Origin of the sequence: Microbacterium sp. Leaf179 (genome assembly GCF_001423785.1) — a bacterium.
Classification (GTDB): domain Bacteria; phylum Actinomycetota; class Actinomycetes; order Actinomycetales; family Microbacteriaceae; genus Microbacterium.
In genome coordinates this window covers 63054-81702 of the sequence record NZ_LMPH01000003.1, presented here as the reverse complement: position 1 = coordinate 81702, position 18649 = coordinate 63054, and the positions used below count along the sequence as shown (strand labels likewise).

At 69.9% G+C, this 18649-nt stretch carries 14 protein-coding genes; 3 read left to right on the top strand and 11 right to left on the bottom strand.

All coding sequences use genetic code 11. From position 1 onward, the window contains the following. Nucleotides 1–36 precede the first annotated feature (36 nt). Nucleotides 37–351 (bottom strand): AzlD domain-containing protein, encoded by a 315-nt coding sequence (locus ASF96_RS11885; RefSeq protein ID WP_055939630.1) that lies wholly within the window; start codon nt 349–351, stop codon nt 37–39. Beyond that, complete coding sequence (locus tag ASF96_RS11880; RefSeq protein ID WP_055940004.1) at nt 348–1076, bottom strand: AzlC family ABC transporter permease; 729 nt, start codon at nt 1074–1076, stop codon at nt 348–350. Before ASF96_RS11880 ends, ASF96_RS11885 begins: the two co-directional genes overlap by 4 nt. Before the next feature lie 65 nt (nt 1077–1141). On the opposite strand from ASF96_RS11880, the gene ASF96_RS11875 reads away from it, so the two are divergent. Next, nucleotides 1142–1693 carry a helix-turn-helix domain-containing protein gene (locus tag ASF96_RS11875; protein WP_055939628.1) on the top strand — a complete coding sequence of 184 codons (552 nt, stop codon included), beginning with the start codon at nt 1142–1144 and terminating at the stop codon, nt 1691–1693. Between the two features lie 398 nt (nt 1694–2091). Here ASF96_RS11875 and typA read toward each other — a convergent pair whose 3' ends face one another. Both typA and ASF96_RS11865 read right to left on the bottom strand, forming a co-directional pair. Continuing rightward, nucleotides 2092–4002, bottom strand: coding sequence for a translational GTPase TypA (gene typA, locus ASF96_RS11870; protein WP_055939625.1), 1911 nt, complete (start codon nt 4000–4002; stop codon nt 2092–2094). A 131-nt stretch (nt 4003–4133) separates the two neighbouring features. Beyond that, nucleotides 4134–5888, bottom strand: coding sequence for a dipeptide ABC transporter ATP-binding protein (locus tag ASF96_RS11865; RefSeq protein WP_055939623.1), 1755 nt, complete (start codon nt 5886–5888; stop codon nt 4134–4136). A gap of 62 nt (nt 5889–5950) precedes the next feature. On the opposite strand from ASF96_RS11865, the gene ASF96_RS11860 reads away from it, so the two are divergent. Beyond that, nucleotides 5951–6553: a PH domain-containing protein gene (locus ASF96_RS11860; protein WP_055939620.1), complete on the top strand. Its 603-nt coding sequence runs from the start codon at nt 5951–5953 to the stop codon at nt 6551–6553. A 20-nt stretch (nt 6554–6573) separates the two neighbouring features. Here ASF96_RS11860 and ASF96_RS11855 read toward each other — a convergent pair whose 3' ends face one another. The 3 genes from ASF96_RS11855 to ASF96_RS11845 form a co-directional block, all read right to left on the bottom strand. Further along, entirely contained in the window at nt 6574–7623 is a 1050-nt protein-coding gene (locus tag ASF96_RS11855; RefSeq protein ID WP_055939618.1) for an ABC transporter permease, read from the bottom strand. 31 nt (nt 7624–7654) lie between these two features. Then, complete coding sequence (locus ASF96_RS11850; protein WP_055836193.1) at nt 7655–9199, bottom strand: ABC transporter permease; 1545 nt, start codon at nt 9197–9199, stop codon at nt 7655–7657. Nucleotides 9200–9352: 153 nt separating this feature from the next. Further along, a complete protein-coding gene (locus ASF96_RS11845) occupies nt 9353–11128 on the bottom strand; it encodes an ABC transporter family substrate-binding protein (protein WP_055939615.1) in 1776 nt (591 codons plus the stop codon). Between the two features lie 280 nt (nt 11129–11408). Between ASF96_RS11845 and ASF96_RS11840 the strand changes: the two genes are divergently transcribed. Beyond that, entirely contained in the window at nt 11409–12257 is an 849-nt protein-coding gene (locus ASF96_RS11840) for a CPBP family intramembrane glutamic endopeptidase (protein ID WP_055939612.1), read from the top strand. Between the two features lie 63 nt (nt 12258–12320). On the opposite strand, the gene ASF96_RS11835 is transcribed toward ASF96_RS11840, so the two are convergent. The 4 genes from ASF96_RS11835 to ASF96_RS11820 all read right to left on the bottom strand — a co-directional run bounded on the left by ASF96_RS11835 (nt 12321) and on the right by ASF96_RS11820 (nt 18610). After that, on the bottom strand, nt 12321–14063 hold the full coding sequence (locus ASF96_RS11835) for an ABC transporter substrate-binding protein (protein ID WP_082509623.1): 1743 nt from the start codon (nt 14061–14063) through the stop codon (nt 12321–12323). A 112-nt stretch (nt 14064–14175) separates the two neighbouring features. After that, entirely contained in the window at nt 14176–17055 is a 2880-nt protein-coding gene (gene gcvP / locus ASF96_RS11830) for an aminomethyl-transferring glycine dehydrogenase (RefSeq protein ID WP_055939606.1), read from the bottom strand. After that, nucleotides 17052–17426 (bottom strand): glycine cleavage system protein GcvH, encoded by a 375-nt coding sequence (gene gcvH / locus ASF96_RS11825; protein ID WP_055836177.1) that lies wholly within the window; start codon nt 17424–17426, stop codon nt 17052–17054. The genes gcvP and gcvH overlap by 4 nt, the downstream gene beginning before the upstream one ends. Then, entirely contained in the window at nt 17423–18610 is a 1188-nt protein-coding gene (locus ASF96_RS11820) for a glycine cleavage system aminomethyltransferase GcvT (protein ID WP_055939603.1), read from the bottom strand. Before ASF96_RS11820 ends, gcvH begins: the two co-directional genes overlap by 4 nt. Nucleotides 18611–18649: the final 39 nt, after the last annotated feature.

The following is an 18649-nucleotide window of genomic DNA, read 5'->3' as shown; positions in this document are numbered from 1 at the left end:
TTAGGCGCGGCGCCTTTGCGCCGAGAGAACCCCCGGTCACGCCGCCCACCCCCACAGGCGCAGCAGCGCCGCGGTGACCGCGGCCGCCACGACCACGATGAGGAACGGGGCGCGCGCCCACAGCAGCAGCGCCGCGACCGCGACGGCCGGCAGTCGCGCGTCGAGGACGATCTCCGAGCCCACAGCCATCGTCTGCACGATCACCAGCGCCGACAGCAGTGCCACGGTCAGCAGATCGGCGATGCGCGCCGGGCGGGGTCCCTCGAGCCAGTGCGCGGGAGTGAGGTAGCCGACGCCCTTCAGGGCGACGCAGATCACCGAGGCCAGGAGCACCGCGGTCCACAGGGTCATGGCATCCCCTTCTCTTCGGCGACGACTCCGGGAGCGGACGTGGGGCGGCGCGGATCGAACAGCCCCACCGCGACCGCGACGCCCGCGGCGGCGATGACGGGGATGCCCGGCATGAGCACGGGGGTGAGGGCGGCGGCGACGACCGCCGCACCCGCGGCCACCGCGAGCGGCTCGCGCCCCCGCAGCCGGGGCCACAGCAGCGCGAGGAACGCCGCCGCCGCGGCCGCATCGAGGCCGTATGTGCGCGGGTCGCCCAGCACGTCGCCGAGCAGTGCTCCCAGGAGGGTCGAGATGTTCCAGCCGATCCAGATCGCGACGCCGGTGACCCAGAACCCCCACTGGCGTGCGCGCGGCATGGACTGCGCAAGGCCCACGGCCACCGATTCGTCGATCGTGAACTGCGTCGCGCCGGCCTTGCGCCAGAATCCGCCCGCCACGACGGGAGCCATCCGCATCGCGTACGCGGCGTTGCGCACGCCCAGCAGCACCGACGACGCGATCGCGGCGGGAGCGGCGGCCGCGCCGCCGGCGGCGATGACACCGACGAACGCGAACTGCGATCCGCCCGTGAACATCAGCAGGCTCAGCACGCACGTCTGCCAGACGTCGAGTCCGGAGGCCACCGACAGGGCGCCGAACGACACGCCGTAGGCGCTCGTCGCCAGCGCGACGGCGAGCCCCTGGCGAGCGGCGACACCCTCGGGTGTTCGGTAGAACGAACGCATGGTCAACATCGTGAACGCTCGAGCGGCGTTCGTCAAGTCGAACGATCGTTGAGCATAATGAACGCATGACCGATCTGAGTGACCGCATCGCCGCGACCCTGCGTCGCGAGCGCGAACGACGCGATCTGAGCGTGTCGGAGCTCGCCCGCCGCGCAGGCGTCGCGAAAGCGACGGTCTCGCAGCTCGAGAACGGTGGAGGCAATCCCAGCGTCGAGACGCTCTGGGCGCTGGCCACGGCCCTCGAGGTGCCCTTCGCGGTGCTCGTCGACGAGGGTGTGCGCTCCCCCACGCTCATCCGCGCCGGTGAGGCCACCGCGGCCGTGTCGTCCTCGGCATCCGACTATCTCGCCGTGCTCCTGTCGGCGAGCCCGCCGCACGCCCGGCGCGACATCTACCTGCTCAGCGCCGAGCCCGGCACGCCGCGTCTGTCGGAGCCCCACCCCCGCGGCACGGTCGAGCACGTCGTGCTCGTGACCGGTCGCGGCCTCATCGGCCCGGCCGACGCCCCCTACGAGCTGTCCCCCGGCGACTACCTCTCGTACCCCGGCGACGCTCCGCACGTGTTCGAGGCGCTGGAGCCGGGCATGAGCGTCGTCTGCGTCGTCGAGTCGCGCTGAGCCCACCGCTCGCGCTGCAGCACCCGTCGAGCCCCCAGCGCCGCGCCCACGCCGAGCCGCCAACGCCACAACCCCGTTGAGTGTCCACGACACGCCGCCCCCGCACCGGCACACACGGCGCGTCTTGGACACCCAACGGGGAATCGACGCCGCGGAAACGCGAACGGGCCCGCCCCGGCGCTCAGGCCGCATCCGCGCCCAGCCCAGCCGAGCCCGGCCCAGCCGAGCCCTGCCCGACCCCGCCCCAGCGCCACAACCCGTCGAGTGTCCAGAACACGCCGCCACTGCCCGAGGCACAACGGCGTGTCCTGGACACTCAACGGGGGACGAACGCCGCAGAAACGCGAAACGGCCCCGCCCAGCCGGAGCTGGTGCGGGGCCGTTTCAGGAGCAGACACTTACGCGTTGGCATCCTGACGCTTCAAGCGCGAGGCGGAGCGTCCGCGCTCGGTCGCGTCGAGCACGACCTTGCGGATGCGGACGGCCTCGGGGGTGACCTCGACGCATTCGTCGTCGCGAGCGAACTCGAGGCTCTCCTCGAGCGTCAGCAGGCGCGGGGGCGTCATCGACTCGAACGAGTCGGAGCTGGCCGCACGCATGTTGGTCAGCTTCTTCTCTTTGGTGATGTTGACGTCCATGTCGTCGGCGCGCGAGTTCTCGCCGATGACCATGCCCTCGTAGACCTCCTGCGTCGGCTGCACGAAGAACGACATGCGCTCCTGCAGACCGATCATCGCGAAGGGGGTGACGACGCCCATGCGGTCGGCGACGATCGAGCCGTTCTGACGGGTCGAGATGTGACCGGCCCAGGGCTCGTAGCCGTGCGAGATCGCGTTGGCGATACCGGTGCCGCGCGTGGTGGTGAGGAACTCGGTGCGGAAGCCGATCAGGCCGCGCGAGGGGACGACGAACTCCATGCGCACCCAGCCGGTGCCGTGGTTCGTCATGTTGTCCATGCGACCCTTGCGGCCGGCGAGCAGCTGCGTGATCGCACCGAGGTACTCCTCGGGCGAGTCGATGGTGAGGTGCTCGAACGGCTCGTAGGTCGTGCCGTCGATCTTCTTGGTGACCACCTGCGGCTTGCCGACGGTGAGCTCGAAGCCCTCGCGGCGCATGTTCTCGACGAGGATCGCGAGGGCGAGCTCTCCGCGGCCCTGCACCTCCCACGCGTCGGGGCGTCCGATGTCGACGACCTTCAGCGAGACGTTACCGATCAGCTCGCGGTCGAGGCGGTCCTTGACCATGCGGGCGGTGAGCTTGTGGCCCTTGACCTTCCCCATGAGGGGCGAGGTGTTCGTGCCGATGGTCATCGAGATGGCCGGGTCGTCGACCGTGATGGCCTTGAGGGGCCGCACGTCTTCGGGGTCGGCGATGGTCTCGCCGATGGTGATGTCGGGGAAACCGGCGATGGCGACGATGTCGCCGGGGCCGGCGTCGTCGGCCGGGTAGCGCTCCAGCGCGCGGGTCTTCAGCAGCTCGGTGATGCGGGCGTTGCTGGTGGTGCCGTCGGCACGGACCCACGCGACCGTCTGACCCTTCTTCAGGGTGCCGTTGAACACGCGCAGCAGCGCGAGGCGGCCGAGGAAGGGGCTCGAGTCGAGGTTGGTGACCCACGCCTGCAGCGGTGCCTCATCGTCGTACGACGGGGCCGGAACGTGCTCGAGGATCGCGCCGAAGAGCGGCTCGAGGTCGTCGTTGTCGGGCAGCGAGCCGTCGGCGGGACGGTTCAGCGACGCGGCTCCCGCACGACCCGAGGCGTACACGACGGGGACGTCGAGCAGGGCGTCGACGTCGAGGTCGGGAACGTCGTCGACCAGGTCGGACGCGAGACCCAGCAGCAGGTCGTGCGCTTCTTCTTCGACCTCGCCGATGCGCGCGTCGGGTCGGTCGGTCTTGTTCACCAGCAGGATGACGGGGAGCTTGGCCTCGAGGGCCTTGCGCAGCACGAAGCGGGTCTGGGGCAGCGGGCCCTCGGACGCGTCGACGAGCAGCACGACACCGTCGACCATCGACAGGCCGCGCTCGACCTCGCCACCGAAGTCGGCGTGGCCCGGGGTGTCGATCACGTTGATCGTGACCGGCACGTCGCTGTGGACGCCGTTGTAGGTGATCGCCGTGTTCTTGGCGAGGATCGTGATGCCCTTTTCGCGCTCGAGGTCGTTCGAGTCCATCGCGCGTTCTTCGATGTGCGCGTGGTCGCCGAACGAGCCGGTCTGGCGGAGCATGGCGTCGACGAGAGTCGTCTTGCCGTGGTCGACGTGCGCGACGATCGCGACGTTGCGGAGGTCAGGACGAAGGGCGTGCGCCATGGAGGGTCTCCAGGAAAATTCGGGGTGGCGCCCGGAATCGGGCTCCCTTAGTCTACCGGGCGCCCGCCGCGCAGCCTGGCAGACAGCAGAAAGGGGCGGGATTCCTCGGAATCCCGCCCCTTTCCGGCACCTCAGGAGGCGGGGTTGTCCTTCAGCAGCTCGTGGCGAAGCTCGCGGCGCGCGGCCTGGACCTCGACATCGGGCACCGGGATCGCGGCGATGAGTCGCTGCGTGTACTGCTGCCTCGGTGCGCGCAGGATCTGATCGCGGGTGCCCTGCTCGGCGATCTTGCCGCGGTTGAGCACCACGATGCGATCGGCCATGGCATCCACGACGGCGAGGTCGTGGCTGATGAACAGGCACGCGAAACGGTGCTCCTTCTGCAGCTCGCTGAGAAGTTCGAGCACGCGGGCCTGCACGGAGACGTCGAGCGCGCTCGTGGGCTCGTCGGCGACCAGCAGACGCGGCTGCAGCGAGAGGGCGCGCGCGATGCCCACGCGCTGCTTCTGCCCGCCCGACAGCTCGTGCGGGTAGCGGTTGCGGTAGCTGCGCGGAAGACGCACCTCGTCGAGCAGCTTCTCGATGCGCGCGTCGAGCTCCGCGCCCTTGGCCTCGCCGGCGAGGAACAGCGGCTCGCCGATGGACTCGCCGATCGGCAGGCGCGGGTTCAGCGACGACGACGGGTCCTGGAACACGATGCCCACGCGGCGGCGCAGCGACTTGATGAGCTTGCGCGAACCGCTCGAGATGTCGACGCCGTCGACCACCAGACGACCGTCGGCGATGGGCTGCAGACCGATGGCGGCGCGACCGATCGTCGACTTGCCCGATCCCGACTCTCCGACCAGACCGACGATCTCGCCCTCGGCGATGCCCAGCGTGACGTCGTCGACGGCGCGGAAAGCGGCGACGCGTCCCTTCTTGCCGTACTCGATCGAGACGTTTTCGAGCTGCAGCACCGGGTGGGCGATCTCGGGGGCGGCGACGGCGAGGGCGATCGTCTCGGTGCGGGCGGGACCACTGGCCACCGCGGTGGCCAATGCCTCGACGACGTCGACCGTGGCTTCGCCCTCGAGGGTCTCGCCCAGGCGCGGGACCGAGGCCAGCAGTTCCTTCGTGTAGGCGTCCTGCGGGTCGCCCAGCACCTTCGCGGCCGGCCCCTGCTCGACGATGTCGCCGGACTTCATCACGACGATCCAGTCCGCGAGGTCGGCCACGACGCCCATGTCGTGCGTGATGAGCAGCACCGCGGAGTCGAGGCGGTCGCGCAGATCGCGGATGAGATCGAGGATCTCGGCCTGCACGGTCACGTCGAGCGCGGTCGTGGGCTCGTCGGCGATGAGCAGCGCCGGCTCCAGGCTGATCGACTGCGCGATCATGGCGCGCTGGCGCTGGCCGCCCGACAGCTGGTGCGGGTACGAGGCGAAGGCTTTGGCCGGGTCGGGGAGCCCGACCATCTCGAGCAGCTCCATCGCGCGGGCCTTGGCCTGCGTGGGAGCGATCGGGGTGTGCGCGCGCAGCGCCTCGATGATCTGCGACCCCACCGTCAGAACGGGGTTCAGGGCCGTCATCGGCTCCTGGAAGATCGCGGCGACCTCGGGACCGCGCAGCTGCCGCATCTGCGACGCCGACAGGCCGGTGACCTCGCGGCCGTTGACCTTGATGCTGCCCGTGACGCGGCTGTTGCGCGGCAGCAGGTCGAGCACGGCCATCGAGCTGACGCTCTTGCCCGAGCCCGACTCGCCGACCACCGCGACGACCTGGCCGCGCGCGATCGAGTAGGTGAGGTGCTTCGCGGCGGGAACCCACACGTCGTCGACCGCGAAGTCGACGCTGACGTCGGTCATCTCGAGGGCGGGGATGGCCGCCTTCTCGGTCGTGCTCATGAGAATGTCCTCTCGGTCCCGCCGAGCGGGAGTGAGTGATCGGGGAATGAAAGAATCGGAGGATGCCACGCCAGACGTTCCGTTCGACGTTCACCCGAGTCCTGTGCGGCATCGTCTGGGCGATCATCGCCGTCGTGGCGATCGGTCTGCTCGTCACGCCCGGGGCGAGCGAGGCGCCCGCCATCGTGATCGTGGGCGCGCTGGGAGCGGCCGCCCTGGTCACCGGCATCCTGTGGTCGCCCTCGGTGACCGTCGACGACGACGGCGTGCAGGTCGACAACATCGCCCTGCGCTACCTCGTGCCGTGGGCGGCGCTCATCCACGTCGACACGCGGTACTCGCTGCAGCTGCACACGCCCGGTCGTCGCATCGGCGTCACCGCCGCACCGGCGCCCGGCGCGACCGGATCGCTCCGCGCCGCTCGTGCCCACCGCCGCAGCGACAGCCCGTCGACGCCGCAGACGCGCCCCGGCGAGCTGCCGAACACCGACTCCGGACGCGCCGCCGAGATGGTGCGCACCCGCTGGCACGCCCTGCGCGAGGCCGGACGCATCGAGGCGGGTGTCGCCGAGAACGTCCGCGTGCACGTGGGCGTCCGCACGGGCAACCTCGTGCTGCTCGTGGCCGGCGCGGCCGGTCTCGTCGCGGCGGTCGCCCTGGGCTGACACCCGCGCGAAGGCGAGCGTCATGACGACGGGGTCTCCGGGTGCACCCGCGCCTGCGTGCTCGCGGGAGCGGCGGTCGACGACGCCGAGGTCTCTTTCGTGCGACGCAGCGAGAAGCGCTTCTGACGCGGGTCGAACGCGTCGCGGAGGCCGTCGCCGACGAAGTTGACCAGCACCGCCAGCAGCACGATGAACACCGCGGGCCACCAGAACAGCCAGGGGCGGGTCGAGAACGCGGACTGGTTGTCGGAGATGATCAGACCCAGCGACACGTCGGGCGGGCGCACGCCGAGCTGCAGATAGCTCAACGCGGTCTCGAGCAGGATCGCCGAGGCGGCGAGGAGCGTCGCCGCCACGATGACCACGCCGATGGCGTTGGGCAGGATGTGCTTGAAGATGATGCGCGCGTCGCTGGCACCCGCCACGCGGGCGGCCTCGACGAACTCGCGCTCGCGCAGCGACAGGAACTCGGCGCGCACCAGGCGGGCGATCGTCGTCCACGACACCATCGCGAGGAAGAACGCCAGCGGGATCACACCGAGGCCGCCCGTCGCGCGACCGACGACGGCGCCGATCACGATGATCGGGATGACGATGAACACGTCGGTGATGCGCATGAGGACGGCATCCACCCAGCCGCGGTAGTACCCGGCGAGGGCGCCGATGACGGTGCCGACCGTGGTGCCCACGAAGCTGATGATGATCATCACGAGGATCGAGTTCTGGATGCCGCGCATGGTCATCGCGAAGTAGTCGATGCCGATGCGGTCCTGACCGAACGGGTGCTCGCCCAGCGAGAAGGGGAAGACCGACAGCGTCGGCGCCCCGCCGTCGTTCTGCGGGTTCAGCGACGTGTAGTCGTATTTCCACCAGCCGGGGATGGGCCCCAGGCCGATCGCCGAGATCGAGAAGATCGCCAGCAGCACGAACAGGATGCCGGAGACGACGGAGATCTTGTTCGACAGGAAGCGACGCAGGACGAGCCGTCCCTGGCTCACCCCGACGGTGTCGCGCTCATCGGCCGGGACCGGCGCATCGACGTTCGCGGGTTCGGGAAGCATCTGAGTCATCGGGAGACCTCCGGGAATCGGACGGCGGCGATCATGCGACCACTCGCACTCGGGGGTCGAGCGCCGCGTAGGCGAGATCGGCCAGGAAGTTGAAGACGATGGCGGTGATCGCGATGACGATGAAGTAGCCCATCACCGGGTTCACGTCCACACGCTGGATGGAGGTCACGAACAGCTGGCCCATGCCCGAGATCGCGAAGACCTTCTCGGTGATGACCGCGCCACCCAGAAGGGCTCCGACGTCGGTCGCGACGAGCGTCACGATCGGGATGAGCATGTTGCGCAGGCCGTGGCGCAGGATGACCGTCCGCTCCGGCAGACCCTTGGCGCGGGCCGTGCGGATGAAGTCCTGGTTCATCACCTCGAGCATGCCCGCGCGGGCGTAGCGCGTGTATCCCGCGAACGAGATCAGCAGCAGCGAGATCGTCGGGAGCAGCAGGTGCGTGAAGCTGTCGATGCCCGTGATCCACATGTCGCCGTTGAACCCGGGGGTGACGGCACCGACCGTCGCGATGGGGCGCCCGTTGATGCGCGGGTTGTTGACGTATGCCGGCCACGACTGCATGTAGCGGTCGAGGATCACGAGCGCGAACGACAGGAACGCCACGAGGCCGCCGATGCGCGCGGTCATGCCGCGGTCGGGGGCGCCGAGCAGGTAGCCCGTGGCGAGGCCGACGACCACGGCGACCAGGCCGATGATGATGATCGTCGCGGGCGTGGAGATGTCGAACAGTCCCTGCAGCAGGAAGAAGCAGAGGTACGAGATCGCGCCGTTGAGCGCCGCGACGATGAGGGCGCGACGGTTGGTGAGCCCGGCGATCAGGGCCGTGACGATGACGACCACACCGGCGATGATCAGCAGCAGGCCCACGGGACCGAACCCGGGGTTGCGGAACCAGTCGGTGACGTTGAAGTACACCAGCAGCGCCACGGTCGCCGCGGCGGCGGTGGCGCCGACGATCAGGCGGCGACGCGCCTCGCCGCCGATCATGGCCTGCCAGACGACGGCGGACACGACCGCCAGGAGGACGATCACCCAGATCGGGATCGAAGTGGCCGACTCGAGGAAACTGTTGAAGCCGAGGGCCAGGAACTCCTTCAGCAGCACCGCCACGAGGAACGACGGCAGCGAGAAGAGGAAGAAGCTCAGCAGCGTGATGCCGAAGTCGAAGCCGCTGTACTGGCGCAGAGCCGAGACGACACCGACCACGATGCCCAGCACGATCGCCAGCACGAACGACGCCGTCACGAGCTGGAGGGTGGAGCCGACCGCGGTGGGCAGGATGTCGAGGACGGGGGCATTGCTGATCGTCAGACCCAGGTTGCAGGTTCCGGCGAAGGGGATGAGGCAGCCGGCGGCGCCGCCCAGCCAGAGGAAGTAACGCAGCGGCGCGGGCACGTTCAGGTCGAGCGCGGCGACGCGGGCGGCGATCAGCTGGTCGCGGTTGGCGGCGGTGCTGTCGCGGAGGTCCTGGAGGGGGTCGCCGGCGTTGGCGGCGAGCACGTACATGATGAACGATGCTGCAAGCAGAACCAGGATCGAGACGGCGATGCGCCTGAGAATGAATCCGACCATCGCGGGAGGTCTTCTTTCGATCGGGTGACGGACGCGGAGACGGCGCCCTGGAAAGGATAGTCGCGGGCGCGACGCACAGAGCGCGCCGCGCGCAGACGAAGTGAGGCGCCGGAGCCGAGCGACTCCGGCGCCTCACGAGGGATCAACGGGTCATCAACCCGCGAGCGTCCACTCCTGTGCGTTCCAGACGATGCCGGTCTGGCCGCCGAAGTAGTCGACGCCCGTCACGGAACCGTTGTCAGCGAACAGACCGGGCGACTGGAACAGCGGCAGACCGTAGAAGTCCTTCGCCGTGGCCGTGTCGATCTGCACCTTGAGGTCGGCCAGCTTGGTCGTGTCGACCGTGACCTGGGTCTCGTCGACGAGGGTGTCGACGGCCGAGTTGCTGTAGTTGTTGTAGTTACCGCCGCCGCCGCTCTTGAAGATCTGCGGGAGCGCGGCGTTACCGGCACCGGGCGAGACCCAACCGAAGATCGACGCGTCGTAGCTGCCGCTGCCGAGGAGCTTGCTCCAGTCGGGCGAACCGGCGTCCTCGATCACGAAGCCGGCCTGCTGCGCCGACTGCTGGATGGCGCGGAAGCTGTCGACACGGTTCGGGTTGTTGGTGTTGTAGAGGATGCGAACGGTCGGGGTGGCACCGTTGAGCAGCGCCTTGGCGCCCTCGATGTCGGGCTCGGTGAACGCGTCGTATCCGCTCGAGGAGACGGCGGTGGTGTACTGGTCACCGTCGGTCGGCAGGAAGATCTGCGAGTTGAGCACCTCGGCGTCGGGGTTGACCGGCTTGATGATCGAGTCGAGGATCTGCTGGCGCGGGATCGTCTTGAGGAAGGCCTCACGGACGTTGGCGTCGGCGAAGACACCGCCGAAGGTCAGGTCGACGTGGTCGTACGCGAGCTGGCTGCCCGAGTGGACCGTGGCGTTCGCGTTCTCGAGCGCGGTCAGCGTGTCGGCGGAGGCCTGCGGCTGGATGGCCTGGACCTCACCGTTCTGGAGCGCCGTGACCTGAGCGTTCGAGTCGCCGATGAAGCGGATGATCAGCTGGTCGTACGCGGGCGACATCTCGCCCTTGTAGTTGGGGTTCTTGCCCAGCGTGATGCTCTGCTCGGGCGTGAAGTCGGTCACGATGAACGGACCGCTCGCGACGAGCAGGCTCTGGTCGGTCGGCATGGCGGTGACGTCGTAGCCGGTGTTCCAGAAGTCGGCCGCGGCCTTGAGCGTCGCGTTGGGGGCGACGGGTGCGTCGGGGTTGCCCTCGGGCAGCGACTTGAGCAGGTCGACGAACTCGGACTCCGACACGCCCGCCTTCTCGGCCAGCACGTGGGCCGGCTTGCCGATCGGGTTGACGAGCTCGTAGTCCACGAAGGGCTTCGAGTACACGAGCGTCATCGACATGTTGTCGTCGCTGATCGTGGGGAACGCGGTGGTGTCGAGACCCGCGGTGCTGCCGGCGAGGCTGAAGTACTGCGTGCCGCCGTTGGTGACCTCGCTGGTGGCGGGGTCGAGCTTGGCGTCGTCGAAGTAGCCCGAGTTGATGGCCCAGTTGACGAGCATGTCATCGGCGTTGATGGGCTCGCCATCCGACCAGGTGAGACCCTCGTTGATCGTGTACTTGACCGTGAGGGGGTCCTCGGAGACCGTCTCGTACGTACCGAAGTCGGTGTTGTCGAGGACCGAGAAGTCCTTGTCGAGGCGCTGGAAGCCACCGAGGCCCAGGCCGCCGCTGACACCGGTCAGGTAACCGACCATGCCGTTGGTGTCGAGGTTGGCCTCGGGGGTGTCGCCGTTGAACGAGGTGAACGCGTTCGTCGTGGCGATGGTGACGGTGCCGCCGGTGGACGACGCACCGCCCTCGGGGGTGGCGGTGGTGGTGCAACCGGCAAGGGCCAGAGCCGCGACCGCGACTCCTGCTCCCGCCGTAAGGGCGCGCATGCGCCGAGTCTTTTCAGACACTTTGCCTCCAGTGCAGAGTGGACGGGCACCCCCGACACGCGAGTGGCAGGGGGAAGCCGTGGATACCGAAACGATAGATAAAGGCTTCCGGATGGTCAAAACTCCTGGGCAATTCGTTACAGACCTTTAACTTGAGCGCGGTTGCGTAGAGCATTCTGACAACCCCGTTCTGCGTCACCCTCGGACGCAGCCGATCATCCCCCACCGATGCTCCTGCGCGCACCCATCGCTCATTGCCCGCCGGTGTTAGATACACGGTGTGACCCGGCATCCGTTCTCCGACCCGCCCTCCCTCGGCGGGGGCGACGCGACGTATCGACGACGACGACTGATCTGGGAGATCGCCCTCGTCCTGCTCGTCACCGTGGGCCAGTCCGCGATCTACTCGGTGGTGTCGTTCGTGCGCACCGTGACCCGGGCGCCCATCTCGCAGCAGCAGACGCAGTTGAATCCGTCGCGCAGCGCCGAACCATTCTGGGACGCCGTCTACCAGTTCCTGGACATCGCGTTCTCGCTGGCTCTGGTCGCGCTCGTGGTCTTCCTCTTGTGGGAGCCGGCGAACAATGCGCTGCACCGGATCGGCCTGGATTTCCGGCGGTTCGGCAGCGACATTCTGCGCGGGGTGCTTCTGCTCTTACTGATCGGCGTTCCGGGGATCGGCGTGTACGCGATCGGACGCGCGCTCGGCCAGAGCATCGCCGTCGTTCCGGCCCCCCTGGACTCGTCGTGGTGGGTCATCGCCCTGCTGGTGCTCGCGGCCCTTCGGGCGGGGCTCACCGAAGAGGTGATCTTCCTCGGGTACCTCTTCGATCGCCTGCGCCGCCTCGGCTGGTCGTGGACGGGGATCATCGTGTCGACGGCGTTGCTGCGCGGCAGCTATCACCTCTACCAGGGGTGGCCCTCGGCGCTGGGCAACGTCGTCATGGGACTCGTGTTCGGTTGGTGCTACAAGCGCTGGGGCCGCGTCATGCCGCTCGTCGTGGCGCACACGATCATCGACATCGTCGCCTTCGTGGGGTACCCGCTGGCAGCGGCGTGGTGGCCCGCGATCTTCGCCCCGCCGACCCCCGCGGTCACGCCCACACCGTCGCCGACCGTCACCCCGTGACGCCCCGCGGGCGGCACGAATCGCGCTGAATCGGCGGTCGAGCCGCCACGGCGGACCTCGCGATCAGGGCTGCGGCGGCGTCCAGGTCCAGAATGCGGGCGGCAGGCCGTTCGGTTGCGACGTGTAGGCCACTCCCCCGACGCCGGCGGCGGTCACGACCGCGCCCGTGCGCTCGAGCAGGGGCACCCCGGCGTACGCGGTGAACAGCGACTGATCGATCTTCTTCGCCGCGGCGAGCACGTCGACCGGGTCGGTGTCGTTCGTGAGTCCGGCGAACAGGCGCGCGGTGTCGGGCCCGTCGACCCCCTCGGCGATCCGATCGCGGGCCGAGCGGTACAGGCTCTCGTCCTCTCCGACCCAGGCGAGGGTGGCATCCGGGGTCTCGGTCTCGGTCGCGACGCGCACGGCGATGCCCGCGGTCGCCCCCATCGTCACCATGCGCGCGAAGACCTGCGCCGAGATCTCGTCGGTGGCGTCGTACCCCACCCGCAGCACCGCGGCGCGGTCGTCGAGCGCCTCGCGCGCACCGTCGACGTCGCTCCCCGTGCCCGGCGCACCGTTGCCCGAGGTGAGGTCGCGATAGAGCTGACCGGCCGCGGGCGACGACAGGAACGACTGCAGCGGCTGCGCGTCGGGCCGCACGGTGCCCAGCGCGTCCTTCACGATCACCGAGCGGTCGAGCGAACGCGAGGTGGCCTCTCGCAGGGCGGGGGCGGTGCCGTTGGCGAACCGCAGCTGCAGGGTCTCGGTGGTGGGCCCGGTGACCACCTGCAGACCGGCGTCGGTGAGCGTCTTCAGCTCGTCCTCGTCGAGGTCGCCGATGTTCGCCACGTCGACCATTCCCGCCTCGATCGCCGAGAGCTGCGCCGCACGATCCGCGAAGAAGCGCACCGTGAGCCCCTCGAGGCCGGGGAAGTGCGCGCCCTGATAGCTGTCGCGCCGGGCCAGGGTGAGGGTGTCGGTCGTGGCCGAAGCGACGGTCCAGGGGCCAGCGGCCACGATGGATGCCGGATCGGGGGCCGTTCCGGCGGGCACGTCGAAGCCCGTGTTCCAGGCCTGCGCGGCGGCCGCCAGCACGGGGTTGGGGGCGACCGGCGCCGTCGGGTCGCCCTCGGGGACCGTGAGAATGGCGGTGAGCAGGTCTTTCACACTGACCCCGGCGCGCTGCGCGACGACGTGCACCGGCCGATCGAGCAGCCACTGGCGGTTCCAGTCGGCGAATGGCTCGTCGTAGGTCAGGGTCAGGGTGTCGGCGGCGCGGTCGATGCTCGGGCGCGCCGTGCGCGCGTTGGGGTCGGCGGGGGCTGCGGTGTCGAAGTACCGCGTGCCCGAGACGATCTGCCCGGTGGCGTCGTACGTGGCGTCGTCGAAGAAGTGCGACGACACCGCCCAGCCGAATAGCAGGTCGTCGAGGGTGACGGGCGTGCCGTCCGACCATGTGCGGTCGGTGAACAGCTCGTAGCTGACCTTCAGGGGGTCGCCCTCGACGCGGGTGATGCGTCCGAGGCCGTCGTTCGGAACGACCTGCAGGTCGCCGTCGAGCGAACCGAGTTGCTCGTCGAGCAGCTCGGACACCGCACGGTTGGCCGCCGTGTCGCCGGTGCGACTCTCGGCGTTGAAGCTCGTGAGGCTGCCGACCACGCCGACCGTGAGGCTGGTGCGTGCCTCCGGCTCGGGCGCGGGAGCCGCGTCGGGCGCGGCGCACCCGGCGAGCACGATGGCGCAGGCGGCGAGCAGGGCGATCGACCGCCCCCGTCCGCGTCGTCGTCGAGTCGGTCGTGAGTGGTCAGTCAGCCCGTGGTGCACACCCGAACTGTACTAAACGCCTCCTGTGCGAACCCCCCGTCCGGGCCGTGGGCGAACGATCCGGCGGCGATCCCGGAACCCGGCCGGGATCGCCGCCGCACTCACGCGGCGCTCAGGCGAACGCCTCCGGCGGAGGGCACGAGCACACGAGGTTGCGGTCGCCGTACGCCTGGTCGATGCGGCGTACCGGGGGCCAGTACTTGCCGCGGATCAGAGAACGCACGGGGTACACCGCGGTCTCGCGCGAATACGCGTGCTCCCACTCGCCCACGACCACCGTCTCGGCGGTGTGCGGCGCGTTCACGAGCGGGTTGTCGTCGGCGGGCCACTCCCCCGCGGCGACGGCGTCGGCCTCGTGCTTGATCGCGATCATGGCATCCACGAACCGGTCGAGCTCAGCGAGGTCTTCACTCTCGGTCGGTTCCACCATGAGGGTGCCGGCGACCGGGAACGACATCGTCGGGGCGTGGAAGCCGTAGTCGATCAGACGCTTGGCCACGTCGTCGACGGTGACCCCGGTCTGCTCCTTGAGGGGACGCAGGTCGAGGATGCACTCGTGCGCGACCAGACCGCCCTCGCCCGCGTACAGCACCGGGTAGTGCTCGCGCAGGCGCACGGCGATGTAGTTGGCCGACAGCACGGCCGCGGCCGTGGCCTGTCGAAGCCCCTCGGCCCCCATCATGCGCACGTAGGCCCACGAGATGGGCAGGATCCCCGCCGACCCGTGCGGCGCGGCCGACACCGGTCCCCCGTCGAACACGCCGCCGGCGTGGTCGGCGCGCTGCGAGAACGGATGCGAGGGCAGGAACGGCGCGAGGTGCGCCTTCGCGGCGACCGGGCCGACGCCCGGGCCCCCACCGCCGTGCGGGATCGCGAACGTCTTGTGGAGGTTGAGGTGCGACACGTCGCCGCCCAGGTCGCCGAAGCGGGCGAAGCCGAGCAGCGCGTTGAGGTTCGCCCCGTCGACGTACACCTGTCCACCGGCGTCGTGCACGGCCTGGGTGATCTCGAGCACGTCGTGCTCGTACACGCCGTGGGTCGAGGGGTACGTGATCATCAGCGCCGAGAGGGACTCGGCGTGCTGGACGATCTTGGCCCGCAGATCGTCGAGGTCGACGTTCCCCGCCTCGTCGCAGGCGACGACGACGACCTTCATGCCCGCCAGGATCGCCGAGGCCGCGTTCGTGCCGTGCGCCGACGAGGGGATGAGGCACACCGTGCGCTCGGTGTCGCCGTTCGCGAGGTGGTAGCCGCGGATGGCGAGGAGTCCCGCGAGCTCGCCCTGCGAGCCGGCGTTCGGCTGCAGCGAGACGGCGTCGTAGCCGGTGACCTCGGCGAGCCAGCGCTCGAGCTGCTCGATCATCTCGAGGTAGCCGTGCACGTCGGCCTCGGGGGCGAACGGGTGCACCCGTGAGAACTCCGGCCACGACACCGCGGCCATCTCGGTCGCCGCGTTGAGCTTCATCGTGCACGACCCCAGCGGGATCATGCCGCGATCGAGCGCGTAGTCGCGATCGGCGAGGCTCTTGAGGTACCGCATCATGGCCGTCTCGCTGCGGTGCGTGTGGAAGACGGGGTGCGTGAGGTACTCGTCGTCGCGGTGCAGCGCCTCGTCCACGCCGCGGAGGGCGACGCCCTCGGGCAGGTCGTCGCTGGCGAGGCCGAACGCGTCGAGGACGGCCGCGAGGTCGGCATCCGTCGTCGTCTCGTCCACCGAGACCCCCACGGTCGCATCGTCGACCCACAGCAGCTGATAGCCGCGCTCGCGCGCCCGGTCGACCACGTCTTGCGCGCGCCCCGGAACGTGTACGCGCACGGTGTCGAAGAACGCGTCGCTCGCCAGCGTCAGGTCGTACGAACGCAGGGCGGATGCCAGCATGTCGGCCTTCCGCGCGACGCGCGTCGCGATCCCCCGCAGCCCCTGCGGGCCGTGGTACACCGCGTACATCGCCGCCATCACGGCCAGCAGCACCTGGGCGGTGCAGATGTTCGAGGTCGCCTTCTCGCGACGGATGTGCTGTTCGCGCGTCTGCAGCGACAGGCGGTACGCGGGGGCTCCCACGGCATCCTGCGACACGCCCACGAGGCGGCCGGGGAGCTGGCGTTCGAGGCCCGCGCGCACGGCCATGTAGCCCGCGTGCGGTCCCCCGAAGCCGAGCGGAACGCCGAAGCGCTGGGTCGTCCCGACGGCGACGTCGGCGCCGAGGGCGCCGGGCGAGCGCAGCAGGGTCAGGGCGAGCAGGTCGGCGGCGGCCACGACCAGGCCCCCGGCGGCGTGCACCGTCTCGGCGACGGCTGAGAAGTCCCACACGCGCCCCGTGGCGCCGGGGTACTGCACGAACGCGCCGAACGCCTCGGGCAGCTCCCCCGCGAACGAGGTCTCCTCGATGCGGATGCCGACGGCCGCGGCGCGGTGGTGCAGCAGCGCCTTGGTCTGCGGCAGGGCATCGACGTCGACGAGGAAGACGTCGGTCTTCGCCTTCGACGCCCGGCGCGCGACGAGCATGCCCTCGACGACCGCGGTCGACTCGTCGAGCATCGAGGCGTTCGCCGTGGCGAGACCCGTCAAGTCGGTCACCATCGTCTGGAAGTTGATGAGCGCTTCGAGCCGACCCTGCGAGATCTCGGGCTGGTAGGGCGTGTACGCGGTGTACCACGAGGGGTTCTCGAGCACGTTGCGGGCGATCACCGAGGGGGTGAAGGTGTCGTAGTACCCCAGCCCGATCAGCGGTCGCGCCGAGCGGTTCGCGGAGGCGAGCTCGCGCAGCTCCGCGAGTGCCTCGGCCTCGGTGGCCGCGGTCGGGATCGAGCTGGTCGCACGCTGGCGCACGTGGATGGATGCCGGGACGGCGGTCTCGACGAGCGCCTCGACGCTGTCGTACCCGACGACCTCGAGCATGCGGGCTTGCGCTGCGGCATCGATGCCGATGTGGCGATCGACGAAGACGGCGGGCGCGGCGGTATCGGTCCGCGCGGGAAGGAGGGTGCTCATGCGGTGAGTTCCTCGTACGCGGCGCGGTCGAGCAGGCCCTCGGGCAGATCGCCCTCGACGCGGATCTTGATGAGCCACCCGCCGGCGAACGGCTCGGCGTTGACGAGCGAGGGGTCGTCGACGACCGCGTCGTTCACCTCGACGACGGTGCCGGTGAGAGGGGCGTAGAGCTCGCCGACCGACTTGGTCGACTCGATCTCGCCGCAGACGTCGCCCGCGGCGACCGCGGAGTCGGCGCCGGGCAGCTCGACGAAGACGACGTCGCCGAGCTTGTCGGCGGCGAAGTCGGTGATGCCGACGGTCGCGATGTCCCCCTCGAGGGAGATCCACTCGTGCTCGGACGTGTAGCTGAGGGCGGTGAGGTCGGTCATGCGTTTCTCCGATAGAAGGGAAGGGCGGTGACGATGGCGGGGATGCGGGTTCCGCGCACGTCGATGGTCAGTTCGGTTCCGGGCTCGCTCGCCGACGGCGCGACGAAAGCCATGGCCACGGGGTGGCCGAGGGTGGGGCTGAGGGCACCGCTGGTGATCTCGCCGACGGTGTCGTCGCCGCGGAGCACGGAGTAACCGGCGCGGCCCGCGCGACGGCCCTCCGACACGAGCCCGACGAGCACGGGGGCGTCGGCGGGGCTCGACGCCACGCCGTCCTTGCCGATGAAGGCCGCCTTGTCGACGGCGACGACGCGGCCGAGGCCGGCCTGCGCGGGAACGATGTCGCGCGAGAGCTCGTGGCCGTACAGCGGCATCCCCGCCTCGAGGCGCAGCGTGTCGCGCGCGGCGAGGCCGCAGGGGACGAGTCCGCGATCGGCGCCCGCGGCGAGCGCGGCGTCCCACATGGCGCCGGCCTGGGCGGTGGGGATGAGCAGCTCGTAGCCGTCCTCGCCGGTGTACCCGGTGCGGGCCACGAACAGCGAGGCGCCCTGGAAGGTGCCGTCGGTCCAGGCGTAGTAGCCCAACTCGTCCAGGGCGGTGCCGGTGATCTCGACCCCCGGGGTGGAGCTCAGGATGCCGAGGGCCTCGGGGCCCTGGAGGGCGATGAGCGCGAGCTGATCGGTGACGTCTTCGACCCGCGGGATCGCCCCACCGGACGTCACGGCGTAATCGGTGCCCTCGAGGGGGCCGTCGAGGAACGCCTGCGCCGACGACCACGTGGCACGGGCACCGTCGAACGCCGCGGCCACGGCATCCCGGTTCCCGGCGTTCGCGATCACCAGGAAGTAGTCCTCACCGGTGCGGTAGACGATGACGTCATCCACGATTCCGCCGTCGTCGGCCAGAACGAGGGAGTACTTGGCCTTGCCGATGCGCATCGTGGAGATGCGGCCGGCGAGCACGAAGTCGAGGAAGTCCGCGGCGCGGCCGCCCTGCACCCAGAACTCGGCCATGTGCGAGATGTCGAACAGGCCCGCGGCCGTGCGCACCGCGTGATGCTCGGCGAGGTCGGAGGTGTAGCGCACGGGCATGTTCCAGCCGCCGAAGTCGGTGAACGAGGCGCCGAGGGCCTCGTGCCGATCGTGCAGCGGCGACGAGCGTGGAGGTGCGGGGGTGTCGGTCATGAGTTCTGCCGTTCGCGATGACGGACAGACGCCGGTCGG

What these genes read in the sequence shown, in the direction of transcription:
- ASF96_RS11885 (WP_055939630.1), bottom strand. Translation starts at nt 351, where the DNA reads ATGACCCTGTGGACCGCGGTGCTCCTGGCCTCGGTGATCTGCGTCGCC.
- ASF96_RS11880 (WP_055940004.1), bottom strand. Translation starts at nt 1,076, where the DNA reads ATGCGTTCGTTCTACCGAACACCCGAGGGTGTCGCCGCTCGCCAGGGG.
- ASF96_RS11875 (WP_055939628.1), top strand. Translation starts at nt 1,142, where the DNA reads ATGACCGATCTGAGTGACCGCATCGCCGCGACCCTGCGTCGCGAGCGC.
- typA (WP_055939625.1), bottom strand. Translation starts at nt 4,002, where the DNA reads ATGGCGCACGCCCTTCGTCCTGACCTCCGCAACGTCGCGATCGTCGCG.
- ASF96_RS11865 (WP_055939623.1), bottom strand. Translation starts at nt 5,888, where the DNA reads ATGAGCACGACCGAGAAGGCGGCCATCCCCGCCCTCGAGATGACCGAC.
- ASF96_RS11860 (WP_055939620.1), top strand. Translation starts at nt 5,951, where the DNA reads ATGCCACGCCAGACGTTCCGTTCGACGTTCACCCGAGTCCTGTGCGGC.
- ASF96_RS11855 (WP_055939618.1), bottom strand. Translation starts at nt 7,623, where the DNA reads ATGACTCAGATGCTTCCCGAACCCGCGAACGTCGATGCGCCGGTCCCG.
- ASF96_RS11850 (WP_055836193.1), bottom strand. Translation starts at nt 9,199, where the DNA reads ATGGTCGGATTCATTCTCAGGCGCATCGCCGTCTCGATCCTGGTTCTG.
- ASF96_RS11845 (WP_055939615.1), bottom strand. Translation starts at nt 11,128, where the DNA reads ATGCGCGCCCTTACGGCGGGAGCAGGAGTCGCGGTCGCGGCTCTGGCC.
- gcvP (WP_055939606.1), bottom strand. Translation starts at nt 17,055, where the DNA reads ATGAGCACCCTCCTTCCCGCGCGGACCGATACCGCCGCGCCCGCCGTC.
- gcvH (WP_055836177.1), bottom strand. Translation starts at nt 17,426, where the DNA reads ATGACCGACCTCACCGCCCTCAGCTACACGTCCGAGCACGAGTGGATC.
- ASF96_RS11820 (WP_055939603.1), bottom strand. Translation starts at nt 18,610, where the DNA reads ATGACCGACACCCCCGCACCTCCACGCTCGTCGCCGCTGCACGATCGG.